The following is an 18,033-nucleotide window of genomic DNA, read 5'->3' on the forward strand; positions in this document are numbered from 1 at the left end:
ATCGGCAGCACATTAAGCTCAGCTTTTAGTATTTTAATTTTTTAAGAGTCTACTATGTCAAAAGTCACCAGTTCGACCCTAATCAAGTTCAAAAAAGAAGGCAAAAAATTCACTGCGCTTACCGCCTATGACGCCAGTTTTGCAGGTGCATTTGACAGCGAAGGTGTTGATGTATTGCTTGTTGGCGACTCTCTGGGCATGGTATTGCAAGGGCATGGCGACACTTTACCCGTGACAATTGCAGATATCGCTTATCACACTGCTTGTGTTAAACGCGGTATTGCTCGTGCGTTATTGATCGCCGATATGCCATTTATGAGCTACAGCACACCAGAACAAACAATGACAAACGCCGCAATACTCATGCAAGCGGGTGCCAGCATGGTTAAAGTAGAAGGTGGACATTGGTTACTTGAAAGCGTGAAAATGCTAACAGAACGTGGCATCCCAGTGTGTGCTCACTTAGGCTTAACACCGCAGTCAGTCAATGTATTTGGTGGTTTTAAAATCCAAGGTCGTGATGCTGAAAATGCCCAGCGAATTCTTGACGAAGCCAAAGCATTACAAGCCGCGGGAGCACAGTTGCTCGTGGTTGAATGCATTCCACCACAATTGGCTAAAGCTATTACTGAAGCACTTACCATTCCAGTTATTGGTATTGGCGCAGGCGCCGACACCGACGGGCAAATTTTGGTCATGCATGATGTATTAGGTATTTCGAGCGGTTATATTCCCCGTTTTTCTAAAAACTACCTCAAGCAAACAGGCGAAATTCGCTCAGCAATTAGAGCGTATATTGACGAAGTAGCTGACGGTACCTTCCCTGCAGAAGAACATACATTTAACTAACTGTTAGTGCTGCGATGTTATTTTACCAAGCAGCACTCATAAACCATTTTTGAGTAAGGTTCGACAATAACATGATAACCACCGCTGTCATTTCAACGATCCGTGAACAAGTAAAGACTTGGCGTGCAAAAGGCGAAACCGTTGCTTTTGTGCCTACCATGGGTAACTTACACCAAGGTCATATTACCTTAGTTAATGAAGCGAAAAGCCGTGCTGATCACGTGGTGGTGTCTATTTTTGTCAACCCAATGCAATTTGGTCCTAAAGAAGATCTAGACGGATATCCACGTACATTAGCTCAAGACAGCGAAAAGCTGGAAAGCGCTGGCGCGGAACTGCTCTTTACGCCAACACCTGAGATTATTTACCCTAAAGGTTTAGCCCAGCAAACCTTTATTGAAGTACCCCATATTGGTGATGAATTATGTGGCGCAAGTCGCCCTGGGCATTTTCGTGGTGTGGCCACTATTGTCGCTAAACTGTTTAATATTGTTCAGCCGGACATGGCATTATTTGGTCGTAAAGACTTTCAACAATTAATGATCATTAAAACCATGGTTGACGATTTATCAATGCCAATCGAGGTCATTGGTATTGAAACCATTCGCGAAGCATCAGGCTTGGCAATGAGTTCACGCAATGGCTATTTAACCGCAGATGAAAAACACAACGCAGCAGCATTAAAACGCGCAATAGACAGTGTTATTCATGCCGTTCAGCACAACAAATCCCCGCAACATGCTATTGAACAAGCTGTGAAACAATTAACAGCTGCAGGCTTTACGCCTGATTACTTTGAACTGAGAAATGCCGATACATTACGTCAAGCAACAGCTGACGATAACCAGCTTGTTGTTATTGCGGCGGCTTACTTAGGCAAAGCACGTTTGATTGATAACGCGTCATTTTCCCGTCACCCCGTATAACAATCATGGGAACAATCATTTAATTTTTTGCTAAGTTAATAAAATAAAAAACAAAGATTGTTCTTATCAGTAAAATTTGATTGTCAAAAAACTGGTTTTATCGATAAACTTGACCCATATTTAATCAGTGCTATGCCCCCATAAAAGGGCAAGCCTTGTACAATTGAGCAAATATGGTGCAACTATAGTGAATATCCGGTAGCGAGAATGGCGAATGTCTTACTTGAGTACGGTAAAACTATGATAATCTGCTCAATCAAATATATTGTTATCACAATCTTAACAATAGGTTGTTAACGTGTAGCTAAACGAGCCGTTATTACCACTTAACATGACGACTAGATAATGTGATGTACGACCAAGCACAGTGGTCAATTGCTTAACATCTGTAGTGTTAAATGAGTGAATTAAATCAAAATAGTATCGCAAAAGGACGTGTGGCCGCATGGCAAAAAGACTGTTATTCATGTTGTTTGCATTGAGCGCTTTTGGGGCTCAGGCTAATACTATTTACAAATGCATGAAAGACGAAAAAGTCGTGTTCAGCCAAACCGTTTGCCCGCAAGAATTTCGCCAACATAAAATTGAATATCAACTTGGTATTACTACCGAAGTCGACTCGGACAAGCGTGAGTTAAAAGAAGATCCGCTTAAAGCGTTATTAAACAAACAAACCATTTCCAAAGAAAAACTTTTACAGTTGTTAGACGGAGAAATCTATCGTCTTAAACAAGAAAACAGCTATTTTGAGATCCTTCGTGCCAGCGAAATTCAAAAGCTAGACCGTAAACGTTATTGGCAAACCAAGCCAAAAGACGACCCGAGCTATGGCTTAGAGTTACAAGAAATTACCGATCGTTTTAACGAGCTTACCAAAAATAACATTAATGTCATCAGGGTGTTGAATCAGCATAAAATGAAAATATCAGCTGAAACTCCCCCTGATGAATACATGAGCAATTAAGTTTAGAAGCTTAGCGCCCCATTAATCTGGCTTAAACACCCCAATCATACTGCCGCTGGCTTTTTTCGGCACTTCGATATCCGTTTGTAATGCACGGTAATCACAATCTGTGCATTCAACGGTTTCGATACCATTTTCTTTGAATAACAAAATGCTGTCTTTCGCACCACATTTAGGGCATTTAGCGCCAGCAACAAAGCGTTTTTTGATTTTAGTCATGATGTTCTCTTAATAAATACCTTTTAAATATATACGCCTATTTTGCCTTATTCACCCACTTGAGTCCCGTGATTGTGGGAAATAAATTGCAGATGCGATATCATCTACACCATTATTCTATTGTTAAGCAATCAAGTTGTAATTAATGATCAACATTAGCCAAGCTCAATTAGTTCGCGGCAGTAAAACCCTTCTCGATGAAACCTCACTCACTATCTACCCTGGCCATAAAGTCGGACTCGTAGGCGCTAACGGTACCGGTAAATCATCATTGCTTGCACTAATATTGGGCCACTTACATCTTGATAAAGGCGACTTTAGTTTGCCTGCCGGTTGGCAAATTGCCACCGTAGCCCAGGAAACGCCAGCGCTTGACGTATCGGCACTGGAATACGTGCTCGATGGCGATGTTGAATTTCGCCAACTCGAAAACCAACTAAACCAGGCTCAACATGACAATGACGGCAATGCCATTGCCCTTATCCACGGTAAAATTGATGCCATTGGTGGTTATGCTATTCGCGCTCGAGCAGGTTCACTGCTCGCTGGTTTAGGCTTTGGTGAAGCAGAACAAAGTAACCCCGTAAAAAGCTTCTCGGGTGGCTGGCGTATGCGCCTTAACTTAGCCCAGGCGCTATTATGCCGTTCCGATTTATTACTGCTCGATGAACCCACCAACCACTTAGATTTAGACACCATGTACTGGCTAGAAGGTTGGATAAAATCTTATCAAGGCACATTAATCCTTATCAGTCACGACCGCGACTTTATTGATGGCATTGTTGATGAGATTGTTCATGTCGAAAATCATAAATTAAATTTCTACAAAGGTAATTACAGTGCCTTTGAACGTGTTCGTGCAGAACGTATGGCGCAACAACAAGTTGCGTTTGAACGCCAACAAAAAGAACGGTCGCACATGCAATCATTTGTTGACAGGTTCCGTTACAAAGCCAGTAAAGCGAAACAGGCACAGAGCCGCTTAAAAGCACTTGAGCGTATGGCAGAGTTATTACCGTCACAAGTTGATAACCCATTTCAAATGGCGTTTAGAGAACCAGAAGCGTTACCTAACCCACTCGTGGCGATGGAAAATGTCTCGATTGGTTACGATGACAACACTATTTTAAAACAAGTGCAGCTCAACCTAGTCCCTGGCGCACGGATTGGATTATTAGGTCGTAATGGCGCGGGTAAATCGACTTTAATTAAGTTGTTATCTGGGCAGCTCCACGCTAAAACCGGTAAGTACGAGCCTAACCCCGGGCTTAATATTGGTTACTTTGCCCAGCACCAAATCGAGTTTTTAAGCCTAGACGACTCACCACTACAGCACTTAGTACGCTTAGCTCCGGCCAGTACCCGCGAGCAAGAATTGCGTAATTTTTTAGGGGGTTTTGGCTTTAATGGCGATATGGCTTTAGCACCAGTGAGACCCTTTTCTGGTGGCGAGAAAGCACGTTTAGTATTGGCATTATTGGTGTGGCAACGCCCTAACCTGCTGTTACTCGATGAGCCGACCAACCACTTAGACTTAGAAATGCGTCATGCGTTAACCATGGCATTACAAAGCTTTGAAGGGGCTATGGTTATTGTATCCCATGACCGTCATTTATTGCGTCTAAGCTGCAGTGACTACTACTTGGTTGATCAGGGCGTGGTGAAGCCTTTCGAAGGCGATTTAGACGATTATCATCAATGGTTACTCGATGCAGCAAAAGCCGCTCAAGCCAGCAATAAAAGTGAATCTCAAGCTGTTAATGGCGATCAAATCGATAAAAAACAGCAAAAGCGCATTGAAGCAGAACTAAGACAAAAAACCTCACCGCTTAAAAAACAGCAAGCTAAATTAGAAACACAGCAACAGAAGATATCACAACGATTGGCAGAGCTAGAAACCGAACTGGCCGATGGCAGCTTATACGAAGCTGAAAACAAAGCCAAAATGACTCAAGTGCTTAACGAGCGTACCAGCCTAACCCAGGAAATGGACGAAAGTGAAATGAACTGGTTAGAGCTGCAAGAACAAATTGAAGAGATTGAACAAGCGGTTCAACAATAACTTTTTATGCTGTGGCGTTTATCCATAAACGCCTTAGGACATCTCATGCAAGCTACACTCAAGCGCCCTGTATTTACCCATACATTGTGGCATCAATGCGAACTTGTTTACAGCCAAAACCCAAGCGCCTATCTCCAACTGCAAGATAGCTATCACGTTAATGTTAACATATTATTGTTAGCACAATATCTTGATCAGCAAGCCTTTTTACTGTCTGCCGAACAATGGCAAAGCATGTTGAGTGTTATTGAGAAATGGGAAGATTCGGTATTAGTGCCTTACCGTCAATTACGCCGAATTGCCAAAAGACATTTAACAGAAGATGAATACCAAAAAATGCTTGATGTTGAATTGATTATGGAGCGAAAGTCACAACAGTTTTTATTGCAGAAACTTCACTCAATAGATGGGCAATCGATGTCGAATAGCACTGACACTTGCAGCCCAAGTGTGAGCAGTAATGTCAATGCGTACTTAGGTATTTATGGATTAGACGACAGCGCCATCTAATCCATCAAATATGAGGTTATTTCGTTGTCAGCTTTTGCGCTAACGCTGTCGCATTACGGGCTACAATGCCATAGATAGTCAATTGTGGGTTAGCGCCTAGGCTGGTTGGAAATACAGAGCCATCCATTACTGATAAGTTTTCAAAATAGTGTGAATTACCATAACAGTCGACCATCGCCTGGGTTTTATCTTCGCCCATAGGGCAGCCGCCCATCACATGCGCTGAAGCCACAATCGTCTTAATTAAACCCAAATCTAATTGATTAATACTTTGTTTAGCATCATTCCAGGACTCAAAAAAACTTAGGCCATCGTGCATAGGCAATACCTTTTTAGCTCCTGCGGCAAACTGCAATTCCGCCATCGATAAAAATGCCCGACGCGCTGCACTCCAAAAACCATCAGTTAAGGGGTAATCAAGGGCAAAGCTATTATCGGTTAACCGCACTTGTCCGCCAGGGCTTTGTTCATTAAAACCGTCACGGATTAATGCTATGGTGACCTGCATTTGATTAAAATTAGCCATTAGCTGTGCGTGACTAACGCCATAACCTATGGTTTTAGAGGCAATAAGCACAGGATGCACAGGCGCGACTTCGAGCTTATAACCTAACTCGCCAGCGGCACCATCGCGCCAAACAAACTCATCAGAATATATCGATTGCGGCGCACCACTGTGACCATTAATTTGTTCGGCAAACATACCGCCAGATAGTAATGAAGGATGCAAAAAGGTTTTACCAAGTTGCTTGTGAGGATCGGGCGTATTAGAGCGTATTAAAATAGTGGGTGTATGAATAGCGCCTGCGCTTAAAATATAATGTTTGGCACTGAATGTAATTTTTAATGCTGTGGGTTTAAACCCTTCTGTCATGGCTTGTGCAGTAAGCCCAACAACCTTGTCGCCTTTATGTTCAAGCTTGACGACTTTTGCCCGTGAGATTAATGTCGCACCATGCTCAAGTGCGCTAGGGATAGTGGTTACCAGCATCGATTGTTTAGCATTAACTGGGCAACCCATTCCGCAATAACCGGTATTCCAACAGCCTTTAACATTACGTTTTATGACCGTGTATTCCCAACCCAATTTTTCACAGCCATCACGTAATGCGCCGTTGTTACGGTTTGCGTCGTATTGCCATTGCTCGATATTGAGTCGCTTCTCCATTTTTTCAAACCAAGGCTGTAATTCCGTCGCCGATAATCCTTTAACCGATTTAGCTTGCTGCCAAAAATCCAATGTCGGCTCAGGTGTGCGTATCGAGGTGGTCCAGTTAACCGTTGTTGAACCGCCAACCGTGCGACCTTGGAATATACCAACTCCTTTATCTGCGGTTTTCATTGCCGCCGCTTGTTGGTACAAATTTGGATAAGCGTGTCGCTCTTCCATATCAAAATGCGTTGACGACTTTAACGCGCCGCCTTCAATCATAATGACTTTAAGCCCAGCTTGAGACAATATTTCAGCCGCTGTTCCGCCACCAGCACCCGTGCCGACAATAACCACATCGGCTTCAAAATGACGATCTTTCTCTAATGTGCTGGCATCAATATGGTGCCAACCCGCATTCAGTCCTGTGATAATAGGATCAATAATAGCCACGAGAATACTCCTTTATACACAGGGTGATTAGTTTGAGTTGCTCACCAAGAAAGTGGGCTTGGCATAACGCAAGTTACCCCAATGTTCAGGGCAAGCATAATAACTGGCCATAATAAGCTCACGCAGCCCTGAATAGGCTGTTTTTAACATATCGAGAAAGTTGTAACGCCAAAATTCTAGCATATCGATCAATTGCTGCGGTTCACGCCCCAATAACGGCGTCATACTGCCACTGAGCAACAACAAACCAAAACGGCCTTCAAGTAAGTCTAATAGCTCCATCAACTCATCTTGCTGGGCTTGTGGTAAATGGGTAATCGACTGCGAAATAGCATCTAAGGTTCGATTGATCGCCATCTCCCTGTGATTAGCCACTTCAGGTAAGCTACCGTCGAGGAAAATAGGAATAAACACACTAAACAACACTCGATGATGGATATCATCTATTGCTGTTGAGGATGTTGGCACATACAGATTAACACCTAATGCCAGTGCAGCCGTTCCTGCAAAAGCACCGGTGAGAAAGGTACGACGCTTCATTTACTTCCCCTTTGAGTTATTGTTGTCGGTAATTTTTATATGCTAAAGTGGCATGGGTAACATTTAAACACACGTTTAAATATTCACAAACAATTGCAGAACGATTCCCTTTATGAAAAAGATGTTTTCTCCTCCCTGGTGGGCTGCTAGTCCGCACGTACAAACGATTCTACCTTTTATTTTTAAAGTGGCCAAACCAGCTACATTTAGGCAAAGACAAGAGCTGCCTGACGGTGATTTCATTGATTTAGACTGGTTAGGCCAAGCTCAAAATGGTGAACCCATTTTAGTGATTATTCACGGACTTGAAGGGAACACTGAATCACATTACGCACGCAGAATGTTACTAGAAGCTAAAAAGGCCAACATTGTTGCGGTAGTGCATCATCACAGAGGCTGTTCAGGCGAGCCTAATCGGTTAGCACGCAGTTATCATAGCGGTGATGTCAATGACTTAGCATATACCTTGTCACAGTTAAAACAATACTACCCTGAATCACGCCTCTACGCTGTCGGCTACAGTTTGGGCGGCAATGTGCTGGCAAAATACCAGGGAAGTGAGCAACAAGATAGCCTATTAGAAAGGGCTGTCGTGGTGTCGGCGCCATTAACATTAGCCGCGTGTGCAAAACGTTTAGAAAGTGGTTTTTCGACCGTGTATCAGCGCTTTTTAATTAAACGCTTGCAGCGTAAAATGCTCGATAAAATCAATACGGCCGATCTCACGGCGCAAATGCCCATCAATAAAAAACAACTTAAAATGCTCAACACATTTTATTTATTTGATGATCAAGTCACGGCACCTTTGCATGGTTTTACTGGGGTGAACGATTACTATCAAAAATCGAGTGGGATGAACTATTTAAAACACATTACTAAGCCAACGCTAGTGATCCATGCTCAAGACGACCCTTTTATGACTGACGATGTGATCCCAAGCAAAGATCAGTTATCGCCAATGGTAGAATATGAGCTACATCAATGTGGTGGCCATGTTGGCTTTGTGGATGGCGGGTGGCCGTGGAAACCCAAATTCTATTTAGAAGATCGGATCATTAACTTTTTACTCGCTGACGATAATAAAACATTAGCGCAAAATACTGTTGCTGCGACAGAAAAGGAATAACCATGCTTGTCCCGTATGAGGCATTATTGTCATTGCCCCAAGAAACACTTCAAGGAATGATTAAAGAGTATTTATTATCGCAACTTGAAGATGGCAGCTTTAGTGATGTTGACGAGCAGCAGCTGGCTTATGCTACGGAGCGTTGTAAACTCGCCCTTAAAAAAGGCGAACTGGTGGTTGAGTACAGTGAAGATGATGAATCTATCGCGATCCGTCAGCGCGAACATATTTCAGCAAGAGTTAATGATTAACCTGCATGCTTAAGCAATAATTCTATATAAATATTAACGTTATGACCTGTGATTAATTGACCCATAGGTGATGATTACCGTATAACTAGTGATTCGATTTTCTTTGGTGAATCACAAACGTAGGCGAATAACATGTCAGCAAAACATCCTATTATTGCTGTAACCGGTTCATCTGGTGCTGGCACTACCACCACGACAACCGCCTTTACTCATATATTCAGGCAACTTGGTGTTAATGCCGCATTTGTAGAAGGCGACAGTTTTCATCATTTCACTCGCGCAGAAATGGAAGTATTAATCCGTAAGTCGCAAGCTGAAAATCGTAATATTAGCTATTTCGGTCCTGAAGCCAACAACTTTAAAAAACTAGAAGAATGCTTCATTAGCTATGGCGATACCGGTAATGGCCAAACCCGCAGTTATTTACATACCTTTGATGAAGCGGTGCCTTTTAACCAAATGCCAGGTACTTTCACGCAATGGCGTGACTTGCCAGAAAACACCGACATGCTGTATTACGAAGGCTTACATGGTGGAGTGGTAACCGATGATGCTGACGTGGCAAAACACGTCGATTTACTGATTGGTATGGTGCCCATTGTTAACTTAGAGTGGATTCAAAAAATCATTAGGGACACCACTGAACGTGGTCACAGCCGTGAAAAAGTCATGGGCTCTATTGTGCGCAGTATGGACGATTATATTAATCACATGACACCGCAGTTCTCACGCACTCATATCAACTTTCAACGCGTGCCTACCGTTGACACATCTAACCCATTTAGCGCTAAAGATATTCCCAGTCTTGACGAAAGCTTTGTAGTGATCCGCTTTCGCGGCATTAATAACGTCGACTTCCCTTATTACCTGAACATGATCCAAGGATCGTTCATGTCACGGGTCAATACGCTTGTGGTGCCGGGAGGTAAAATGTCCTTAGCCATGGAGCTTATATTAACCCCACTGATTAAAGACTTAATCGACAAACGAATAGAGTTACAAAACATCAATGATATCAAGCCCGATTAAGCTTGATTTAAGTCAATAGCACTAAGATTGTTTTATCGTGATTTCAAGCGAAATAACGGCAGTTGATGTGCTTGGGGCGCTAATTCCCCCTTTTTTCTGTTAGCGTATTAAGCACATCAACGATTACCTAGCACTCGCGCTATTAATCATGTTCACCCAATCAGTTACTCGCAACTAAACTCTCGGAGCCACATTCTCGGAACATCATTCTCGACGCACCAAGAAGACTGACTTATAGCAGAACAATTACATTAACGGGATAATTTCACGGTATGCTTGGTTATTCTGGTATTGCTTTAAGCGCTGTATAAACTCATCACTGTGCGCAAGTGCAGGGTTTTGTTTTAAAGCCTCGATGGCTTTCTTTTGTGCATCAATTGCAGAAGTAAAATCACCAATCTCAGCATAACCAGCGGCTAAATTGTCTAGCACGGTTGGATCATTTTGATTTTGCGCTAACAGTTTAAGTGACATAGACACTGCACGTGAACCGTCACGATACTCAGCTTCTGGGCAAGTTGCTAAAATCCACGCTACATTCCCCATAGATACGGTATCACCAGCAGTATTAAACTGCACCATAGCCTTGCCACAGTTACGTACCACGCCATCGCCACCAGCAGAATAGATAAAGCCTAAACGAAAATTAGCCCACTTATCGCCTTGTTCGGCCATCACTAAATACCATTTCTCAGCTAAGGCTAAATCACGAGGAAATAATTTACCTTCAAAGGCCAAATCAGCAACGGTTTGCTGGGCTTTAATATGGTTTTGTGAAGCAGCTTGTGTCACCCAGGTTAATCCTGCATTGGTATCTTGGCTCACAAACCGACCCGATAAATACATCAAACCTAAAAGAAATTGTGCATCGGCATCGCCTTGTTTGGCTTTTATTTGTATATGCACCAGTTTACTGGCGGCTTGAGACTCAATGGTTGGCGGAACATAAAATGCTTGAGAGGGTAAACTTAATACGCTAAACGCCACTAAGCATGCAGCCGTTGCTATTTGACTCAATTTTTTCACGCACACCTCTACAACAATTTGTGGTATTAATAAATAACAGTAGCTAACTCGCCTAGCCAATTCAATAGACAGCCCGTGAAGCGAATAATTCAATAGACTTGACGGTTAAAACATTACGATAGAGTATGGCGTATAAAATAAAAAGCTGACGTTGATCACAAACAAAAGAAATTTAATCAACTATTTAACAAGTTAATATACACTACTGACACTTCTAAATACGATCTCTATCAAAGTTTTTACGATTGTAATAGCGTAGAATGCTTAATTAGACATTACTTACTTTCATTTTTAATCAATCGAGGAATATCGTATGGCTCTGATTGGTAAGCCAAAACCTGACCCAACATTAGAATGGTTTCTTTCACATTGTCACATTCATAAGTACCCAGCAAAGAGCACATTGATCCACGCGGGTGAAGATTCTGACACGTTATATTACATCGTAAAAGGTTCTGTTGCTGTATTGATCAAAGATGAAGAAGGTAAAGAAATGATCCTTTCTTATCTTAATCAAGGCGACTTCATCGGTGAACTTGGTTTATTTGAAGAACAAGCAGAACGTACTGCTTGGGTTCGCGCTAAACAAGCGTGTGAAATTGCCGAAATTTCGTATAAGAAATTTAAGCAATTGATTCAAGTTAACCCAGAAATCTTAATGAAGCTTTCTGCGCAAATGGCCTATCGCTTACAAAGCACAAGTCAAAAAGTCGGTGATTTAGCCTTCTTAGACGTTGCGGGACGCATTGCACAAACACTATTGCACCTAGCAAAACAACCCGATGCTATGACACATCCTGACGGAATGCAGATTAAAATAACCCGTCAAGAAATTGGTCAAATTGTAGGTTGTTCACGTGAAACTGTTGGCCGTATTTTGAAGATGCTTGAAGAGCAAAACTTAATCCAAGCACACGGTAAAACAATAGTGGTTTACGGTACACGCTAACCCTATAGGCGCGATTTAAGCGTCAATCATGCTCTACTTCAGCTTGATTTAAGCCTAGATTATTAAAGTGGTGTTCATACTCTGAACGCCACTTTTTTTATTTGGGAGCGAACATGAATAGCTTGTTCATCGCCACAATCAGCTTAATGGCCCTGTCCATTAATCAGCAAGATATTTCTGTTACCGAATTCCCGCTTGATCATGATAAAGTCCAAAAATTAGTGACTTCTGGTAATATACGTCCATTAGATGACTATTTAACTTGGGTGTCGCAATATTGTGATGGCCATTTGGTCGATGCTCAGCTTTACCAATATCAAGATAAGTGGCGTTATGATTTACAATTTAAACTCGCCCAAGGACATGTTATTAATCTGCAGTTAGATGCAGTTAATGGCATGCAAGACCCGTTGCCACAATTACCGAGCGAATGTACTAAACATGAAACTGTTACTCGTTGAAGATAACCCATTACTGGTCGCCGAGCTTGAAAAACAACTCAAGCAGGCAGGTTATATTACTGACGTTACCGATAAAGCGGTTGAAGCCGATTATCTAATGAAAGAAACGGAATACGATTGCGTTATTTTAGATATTGGCTTACCCGATGGTAATGGTTTATCGCTGGTAACCCAGTGGCGCGAACGTGGCGTAAGTACGCCAGTTATCATGCTCACGGCCCGCAGCCAGTGGCATGAGAAAGTAGAAGGGTTTAACGCTGGAGCTGATGATTACTTAGGCAAACCATTTCATGCACAAGAATTACTTGCCCGTATTCAGGCATTAATTCATCGAGCCCATGGTCGTGCAAACTCAGCCTCTAAACTGTTGTGCTATGGCGGTGTTAACTTAGATGAAAACGAACAGAAAGTGACCGTTGGTGAGCAAGAATATGAGCTAACATCGATGGAGTTTAGGCTATTAAAGATTTTTTTAATGTCGCCTAAAAAGCTACTGTCAAAGTCTCAACTTACCGATAAGCTGTATCAATTTGACGATGAGAAAGAAAGTAATGTAGTTGAAGTTTACGTTACCCATTTACGTAAAAAGCTGGGTAAAACCACCATTGAAACGCGTCGCGGACAAGGTTATATCTTTCACGGTTTAGTGGAATGATGTCGATTCGCTTTAAGCTCAGCCTGTGGCTGAGTGGCCTTATTATCATCGCAACCTTGATTGGTTTATTTCTGTTCGAATCAATGTTGCGTGATGCCTTTCATGACTCAATCATTAATCGTCTAGAAGAAGATTTAGAACACATCATTATTGCCACACGCTTAGAAGACGGCAAATTGGTGATAGACCAAAATCAATTATCCAGTTTTTATCGACCCGCTTACTCTGGTCGTTACTTCCAATTAAACCTGCCAAACCACACCATTCGCTCGCGATCCTTGTGGGATGCTGAGCTACACATTGTTAATTTAGAGGCTCAGCAAAAGCGCGTTTGGCAAGCCAAAGGCCCGAAAAACAATGATATGCAATTATTATCGATTGGCATCGGTGCGCCAGATAGTGATAACACAGCAACGCTTACTGTAGCGCAAGATCTCAGTATTGGACGTCGTGTATTTAGTGAAATTTTTGGCACCAAACTGGCCATTAATATTGGCATGTTACTGGCAATGATTGCAGGGATTTTCATTATTTTGCGCCAATCGTTTAAACCTGTAAATCAAATCCAAGGGGCCCTAGCCAAGCTTCGTGAAGGTGATATAGCCTCACTTGAAATAGCTCAAATTCCAGCGGAAATTCGCCCATTAGCTGAAACCTACAACCAATTATTAGATTACACAGCCAAGCAAATAGAGCGCAGTCGTAATAACTTAGGCAACTTAAGCCATGGCTTAAAAACACCTCTGGCGGTGATGCAGCAACAAGTCGAAGCCTTAGGGTTATCTCACCCAGAAGCGGCAATGGCTATGCAGCAGCAATTAGACTTAGTGCACAAAATGATTGAACGTAAGTTAGCAGCTGCGCGCATTACTGGCGATATGTTGCCTGCCGCGCAATTGGCCGTACCCAAAGATTTCGACAGTTTAATTAATACTCTCCATAAAGTGCATCGCCAGCGTGATATTCACTGTGTGGTCATTAATCCAGATAACATTAGCAGGCTCCCTATTCACCGTGAAGATGGAATGGAGCTATTTGGAAACTTGCTCGACAATGCCTTTAAATGGACTAATACCCAGGTTAATGTGCACATTAAGCAAATGCAAAATGGCGATATTTCGCTACAAATTGAAGACGACGGCAATGGCGTAGAACAAGATAAAATCGCATCGTTGACAGCCAGAGGCACCCGCTTAGATGAAGCGACAATGGGCCATGGCTTAGGGTTATCTATTGTTAAAGAGATTTGCGAACAATATGGTTTCAGTTTGCAATTTAACCGAAGTGAGACGCTAAACGGACTGGGTGTCACCATTGTCATGAGGCAATAGCCATGTGGCAATAGCCATCAACCCATCGTCATGAAGCAATCGTTATGACCTCATCGTTATGAATCCATAAAAAAAGACCTGCTTGATTGCTCAAGCAGGTCTTTTTTTGACGCTACTGACACTACATCATTGCGTTGGTACTTTCGAAAATTTTATCAGCAGATGCCGCAACGAAACCGGTATACAGCTTGCCGTTGTCCATTGGGTAACGACGAGCAAACTCGTAGAAACAACTTGGAATTTCAGCATCGCCATCTGTGAAGTTAACCACTACTTTATCGGCCATGGTAGATGACTGCTCTAACAACACCTCTGGTGTGCCTTTAATTTCGCCACCCGACCCATTAAGTACAAAACCTGCATCTTTAAGTGCCTGGTTAACATCTTCAATGCGTTCAAACTGCGGTAAATCGTTAATCGATACCGTAAAGTGATTAGCACGGTAACCTAAAGCGGCAACCCAAGCAGCATATTCACTCTCAGCCAACAACGCTTTGTAAGTTGATTTATCCAGGTTCCAGTGGCGACCAGAATAAATAAAGTTATCTGCGGTTGTGGCGGCAACATCAACTTGCTCAATTAAACCATGGATGGTTTTTTGCAGTTCGGGGCTAAACTCTTCTACCAGCAACTCAGAGATAAATACCTTAGGCTGAGTTGGGTCTGGGTGCTCAAAATGTTTAGCTACTAGCTTTTTTTGCTCAAACTTGTAATCGCCACAGTCAACATAACCCATTGAAGTAAAATGCTCAGCCAATACACTGAGATTAACTTTAGCGATATTGAACGTACGCAAGGCAATATGATCATTAATGATCGCTGCGCCGTGGCCAAGCAATTGATGAATTTTCGCCGCTGAAGGTGTCATCTTAATATAGTCTTGCCATAACTCGGCAAACAAAGCATTAACGTCAGTATGCATGGTTAAATCCTTATAATAAGGCTGGTGATATCATGTCAATATCACCAGCACCAATCATGCGATGGACTTATCAACTTAAATTGATAAACCAGGGCTTAAAGTGGCAGGTAGGCTGACAGAGTCAGCTTCCATTGAAGCAACAGGATAAGCACAGTAGTCAGCAGCATAAAATGCACTGGCACGGTGGTTACCCGATGCCCCAACACCACCAAACGGTGCAGCGCCTGAAGCGCCAGTGATTTGCTTATTCCAGTTAACAATACCAGCACGAATGCGGGCTAAGAAATAATCATAATCTTCACGGCTGTCAGCTAATAAACCAGCAGATAAACCATAACGCGTTGCATTGGCTAAATGGATTGCTTGGTCAAAGTCGCGATAACGAACAAGTTGCAATAACGGACCAAAGTATTCTTCATCTGGTAAGTCGGCAATTGGCGTTACGTCAATCAAACCAGGTGTCACAATCCCTTTACCGGCTTCAACTTGTGTCAATTCAATTAACGATACACCGCCAAGCGATTGCAATGTGGCTTGCGCAGCAACCATGCCACGAGCGGCCGTTTCAGAGATCATCGATCCCATAAATGGTTGCGGCTGTGCATTCCAAGCGCCCACTTTGATTTGCTTAATCGCAGTGACAAGTTCAGCAATTAGCGCATCACCCTGTGCACCTTCTTCTATGTATAAACGACGGGCACAGGTACAACGCTGGCCAGACGAAATATAAGCAGATTGAATGATGTCATGTACTGCAGCCTTGGTGTCGGTAACGCCTTTAACAATAAGCGGGTTATTGCCGCCCATTTCTAAGGCTAAAATCTTACCAGGATGACCAGCATATTGTTGATGTAAAATGTGTCCAGTGCGCGAGCTACCAGTAAAGAATAAGCCATCAATTTGCGGGTGCGAAGCCAGTGCTTTACCGGTTTCGACTTCACCTTGAACAAGGTTAACAACACCTTGAGGCAAGCCTGCTTTATCCCAGCATTTCAGCATTAACTCAGCGACTTTGGGTGTTAGCTCAGACGGCTTAAACACCACGGTGTTACCGGCAAGCAATGCTGGCACAATGTGGCCATTAGGCAAATGCCCTGGGAAGTTATAAGGGCCAAATACTGCCACGACACCATGCGGTTTATGGCGTAATACAGCACGCCCTGCGGGTAAGTCGTTTGTTTCTGTTCCTGTACGTTTGTCATGCGCTTTAGCAGACAAACCAATTTTACCAATCATCGCGCCCACTTCTGTGGCCGTTTCCCATTGAGGCTTACCGGTTTCTTGGGCGATTGTTTCGGCGATTTCGTCTTTATTTGCTTCTAGTTGTGCACGATACGCTTCGACAATGGCCAAGCGAGCTTCATAGCCCAACATAAACCAATCAAACTGGGCTGCACGGGCAGCATCAACCGCAGCATTAACCTGGCTTGGTGTGGCGGTTTTACCTTGCCAAATCACTTCACCGTTTGCTGGATTGCTTGAGTTAACATCATGACCTTCGCCAGCTAACCACTGACCTTGAATATATTGTGTCATTTCTTACTCCTACATTGCTAAAACACGAATTTGCTCGCCATCGCTAACCAGTAAACCGGCTGCAATTTCTGGGCTAAGAACAACATCGTCGTGTTCATCAGAGACCAACAGTTTGGCCGCTGATGCACGATAATCAGCCAGCGACGTGTTGGAAATAATAAAATGATGATCTGCGTGTGGCATTTTGCCAATCGACACCGTGAGTAAGCGGCTTTTTTTAACCGAGCGAATTTCGCTCAGAGCGCACTCAACCGTTGGACCACCATCAAAAATATCGACGTAATTACGGAATTTAAAGCCTTCGGCTTGTAATAATCGCAGTGCTGGCTTGGTATTTTTATGGACTTCGCCAATCACTTTTTGTGCCTTTTTAGGCAACATGCAAACATACACAGGATTACGTGGCATCATTTCGGCCATAAACGCTTTTTTGCCTAAACCAGACAAATAGTCTGCTTCAACAAAATCGATGCCTAAAAAATGATGCTGTAGCCATTCGTAAAACGGTGACTCACCATGGTCATCACTTACGCCGCGCATTTCAGCAATGACAGTTTCGCCAAAACGCTGTGGATGCTGAGCTAATAATAGAAAACGCGAACGCGACAGCATGCGGCCATTATTGCCTTTTCGATATGCGTCTTTTAAAAACAGAGTGCACACTTCTGCAGCGCCAGTATAGTCATGGCATAACGTGAGGGTTTCAACTTCATTGCGCACAGAAATTTGCTGAGAGTGATAAACCTCAGTGCCTAAACGGTAATGATAGAAAGCATCTTGCATGCCGACGGCAGCTTCAACACCACAAGTACCAACAACTTCATTGGTTTTGGTGTCTTCAAGCACCATTAAGTAGCCTTCGTCAAAAGGCTTATCAATTTGCTTAGTAAAAGATGCTTCTGCCCTAGCGATCTTTGAACGCAGTAACTCTTCGTTTACTGGTAAAGATGTGAAACCGTGGCCTGACTCAACTGCGATACTATAAAGTGCATCGTAATCACTAGCACGGATAGGACGTATGATTAACATCTTAATCTCCTCATTGCACCACTAGCTTGCAGCGCTGATAGTTTA

At 42.9% G+C, this 18,033-nt stretch carries 19 protein-coding genes; 12 read left to right on the plus strand and 7 right to left on the minus strand.

All coding sequences use genetic code 11. The features are described 5' to 3' along the window. Nucleotides 1-54 precede the first annotated feature (54 nt). The 3 genes from panB to AC19MX_RS04320 all read left to right on the plus strand — a co-directional run bounded on the left by panB (nt 55) and on the right by AC19MX_RS04320 (nt 2,739). Nucleotides 55-849 (plus strand): 3-methyl-2-oxobutanoate hydroxymethyltransferase, encoded by a 795-nt coding sequence (gene panB / locus AC19MX_RS04310; RefSeq protein WP_432399927.1) that lies wholly within the window; start codon nt 55-57, stop codon nt 847-849. A 71-nt stretch (nt 850-920) separates the two neighbouring features. Beyond that, nucleotides 921-1,775 (plus strand): pantoate--beta-alanine ligase, encoded by an 855-nt coding sequence (gene panC / locus AC19MX_RS04315; protein WP_498296641.1) that lies wholly within the window; start codon nt 921-923, stop codon nt 1,773-1,775. A gap of 445 nt (nt 1,776-2,220) precedes the next feature. Next, nucleotides 2,221-2,739, plus strand: a complete 519-nt coding sequence (locus tag AC19MX_RS04320; RefSeq protein WP_432399930.1) for a DUF4124 domain-containing protein — start codon at nt 2,221-2,223, stop codon at nt 2,737-2,739. 21 nt (nt 2,740-2,760) lie between these two features. Here AC19MX_RS04320 and AC19MX_RS04325 read toward each other — a convergent pair whose 3' ends face one another. Beyond that, entirely contained in the window at nt 2,761-2,958 is a 198-nt protein-coding gene (locus AC19MX_RS04325) for a YheV family putative zinc ribbon protein (RefSeq protein ID WP_498296643.1), read from the minus strand. 145 nt (nt 2,959-3,103) lie between these two features. Between AC19MX_RS04325 and AC19MX_RS04330 the strand changes: the two genes are divergently transcribed. Next, complete coding sequence (locus AC19MX_RS04330) at nt 3,104-5,020, plus strand: ABC transporter ATP-binding protein (protein WP_432399934.1); 1,917 nt, start codon at nt 3,104-3,106, stop codon at nt 5,018-5,020. 45 nt (nt 5,021-5,065) lie between these two features. Next, on the plus strand, nt 5,066-5,530 hold the full coding sequence (locus AC19MX_RS04335; protein ID WP_498296645.1) for a TIGR02444 family protein: 465 nt from the start codon (nt 5,066-5,068) through the stop codon (nt 5,528-5,530). Nucleotides 5,531-5,546: 16 nt separating this feature from the next. Here AC19MX_RS04335 and AC19MX_RS04340 read toward each other — a convergent pair whose 3' ends face one another. Then, a complete protein-coding gene (locus tag AC19MX_RS04340) occupies nt 5,547-7,133 on the minus strand; it encodes a GMC family oxidoreductase (protein ID WP_498296647.1) in 1,587 nt (528 codons plus the stop codon). 27 nt (nt 7,134-7,160) lie between these two features. Next, on the minus strand, nt 7,161-7,673 hold the full coding sequence (locus AC19MX_RS04345) for a TAT leader-containing periplasmic protein (protein ID WP_432399938.1): 513 nt from the start codon (nt 7,671-7,673) through the stop codon (nt 7,161-7,163). A 112-nt stretch (nt 7,674-7,785) separates the two neighbouring features. On the opposite strand from AC19MX_RS04345, the gene AC19MX_RS04350 reads away from it, so the two are divergent. The 3 genes from AC19MX_RS04350 (at nt 7,786) to AC19MX_RS04360 (ending at nt 10,079) form a co-directional block, all read left to right on the plus strand. Further along, nucleotides 7,786-8,799 (plus strand): hydrolase, encoded by a 1,014-nt coding sequence (locus AC19MX_RS04350; RefSeq protein ID WP_498296649.1) that lies wholly within the window; start codon nt 7,786-7,788, stop codon nt 8,797-8,799. A gap of 2 nt (nt 8,800-8,801) precedes the next feature. Beyond that, the gene (locus tag AC19MX_RS04355; RefSeq protein ID WP_432399940.1) at nt 8,802-9,050 is read left to right on the plus strand and encodes a YheU family protein; all 249 of its coding nucleotides are present in this window, start codon (nt 8,802-8,804) and stop codon (nt 9,048-9,050) included. 132 nt (nt 9,051-9,182) lie between these two features. Then, on the plus strand, nt 9,183-10,079 hold the full coding sequence (locus AC19MX_RS04360) for a phosphoribulokinase (protein ID WP_432399941.1): 897 nt from the start codon (nt 9,183-9,185) through the stop codon (nt 10,077-10,079). Nucleotides 10,080-10,325: 246 nt separating this feature from the next. On the opposite strand, the gene AC19MX_RS04365 is transcribed toward AC19MX_RS04360, so the two are convergent. Next, nucleotides 10,326-11,105 (minus strand): tetratricopeptide repeat protein, encoded by a 780-nt coding sequence (locus tag AC19MX_RS04365; protein ID WP_498296651.1) that lies wholly within the window; start codon nt 11,103-11,105, stop codon nt 10,326-10,328. 313 nt (nt 11,106-11,418) lie between these two features. Here AC19MX_RS04365 and crp point away from each other — a divergent pair, with 313 nt between their 5' ends. From crp to AC19MX_RS04385, 4 genes are all read left to right on the plus strand, one after another. Beyond that, nucleotides 11,419-12,054: a cAMP-activated global transcriptional regulator CRP gene (gene crp, locus AC19MX_RS04370; RefSeq protein WP_130598440.1), complete on the plus strand. Its 636-nt coding sequence runs from the start codon at nt 11,419-11,421 to the stop codon at nt 12,052-12,054. A gap of 113 nt (nt 12,055-12,167) precedes the next feature. Continuing rightward, nucleotides 12,168-12,515, plus strand: coding sequence for a PepSY domain-containing protein (locus AC19MX_RS04375; protein WP_432399943.1), 348 nt, complete (start codon nt 12,168-12,170; stop codon nt 12,513-12,515). Then, nucleotides 12,496-13,170: a response regulator transcription factor gene (locus tag AC19MX_RS04380; RefSeq protein WP_188953670.1), complete on the plus strand. Its 675-nt coding sequence runs from the start codon at nt 12,496-12,498 to the stop codon at nt 13,168-13,170. Before AC19MX_RS04375 ends, AC19MX_RS04380 begins: the two co-directional genes overlap by 20 nt. Continuing rightward, nucleotides 13,167-14,501, plus strand: a complete 1,335-nt coding sequence (locus AC19MX_RS04385; RefSeq protein ID WP_498296652.1) for an ATP-binding protein — start codon at nt 13,167-13,169, stop codon at nt 14,499-14,501. The genes AC19MX_RS04380 and AC19MX_RS04385 overlap by 4 nt, the downstream gene beginning before the upstream one ends. A gap of 121 nt (nt 14,502-14,622) precedes the next feature. Here the strand turns inward: AC19MX_RS04385 and AC19MX_RS04390 are convergent, their stop codons facing one another. The 3 genes from AC19MX_RS04390 to astA form a co-directional block, all read right to left on the minus strand. Then, entirely contained in the window at nt 14,623-15,423 is an 801-nt protein-coding gene (locus AC19MX_RS04390; RefSeq protein WP_498296654.1) for a DUF1338 domain-containing protein, read from the minus strand. Nucleotides 15,424-15,498: 75 nt separating this feature from the next. Continuing rightward, on the minus strand, nt 15,499-16,959 hold the full coding sequence (gene astD, locus AC19MX_RS04395) for a succinylglutamate-semialdehyde dehydrogenase (protein ID WP_432399946.1): 1,461 nt from the start codon (nt 16,957-16,959) through the stop codon (nt 15,499-15,501). A 9-nt stretch (nt 16,960-16,968) separates the two neighbouring features. Beyond that, nucleotides 16,969-17,988: an arginine N-succinyltransferase gene (gene astA, locus AC19MX_RS04400; RefSeq protein WP_432399948.1), complete on the minus strand. Its 1,020-nt coding sequence runs from the start codon at nt 17,986-17,988 to the stop codon at nt 16,969-16,971. Between the last annotated feature and the right edge of the window lie 45 nt (nt 17,989-18,033).

The sequence above is a fragment of the Shewanella sp. MF05956 genome, from assembly GCF_059758055.1.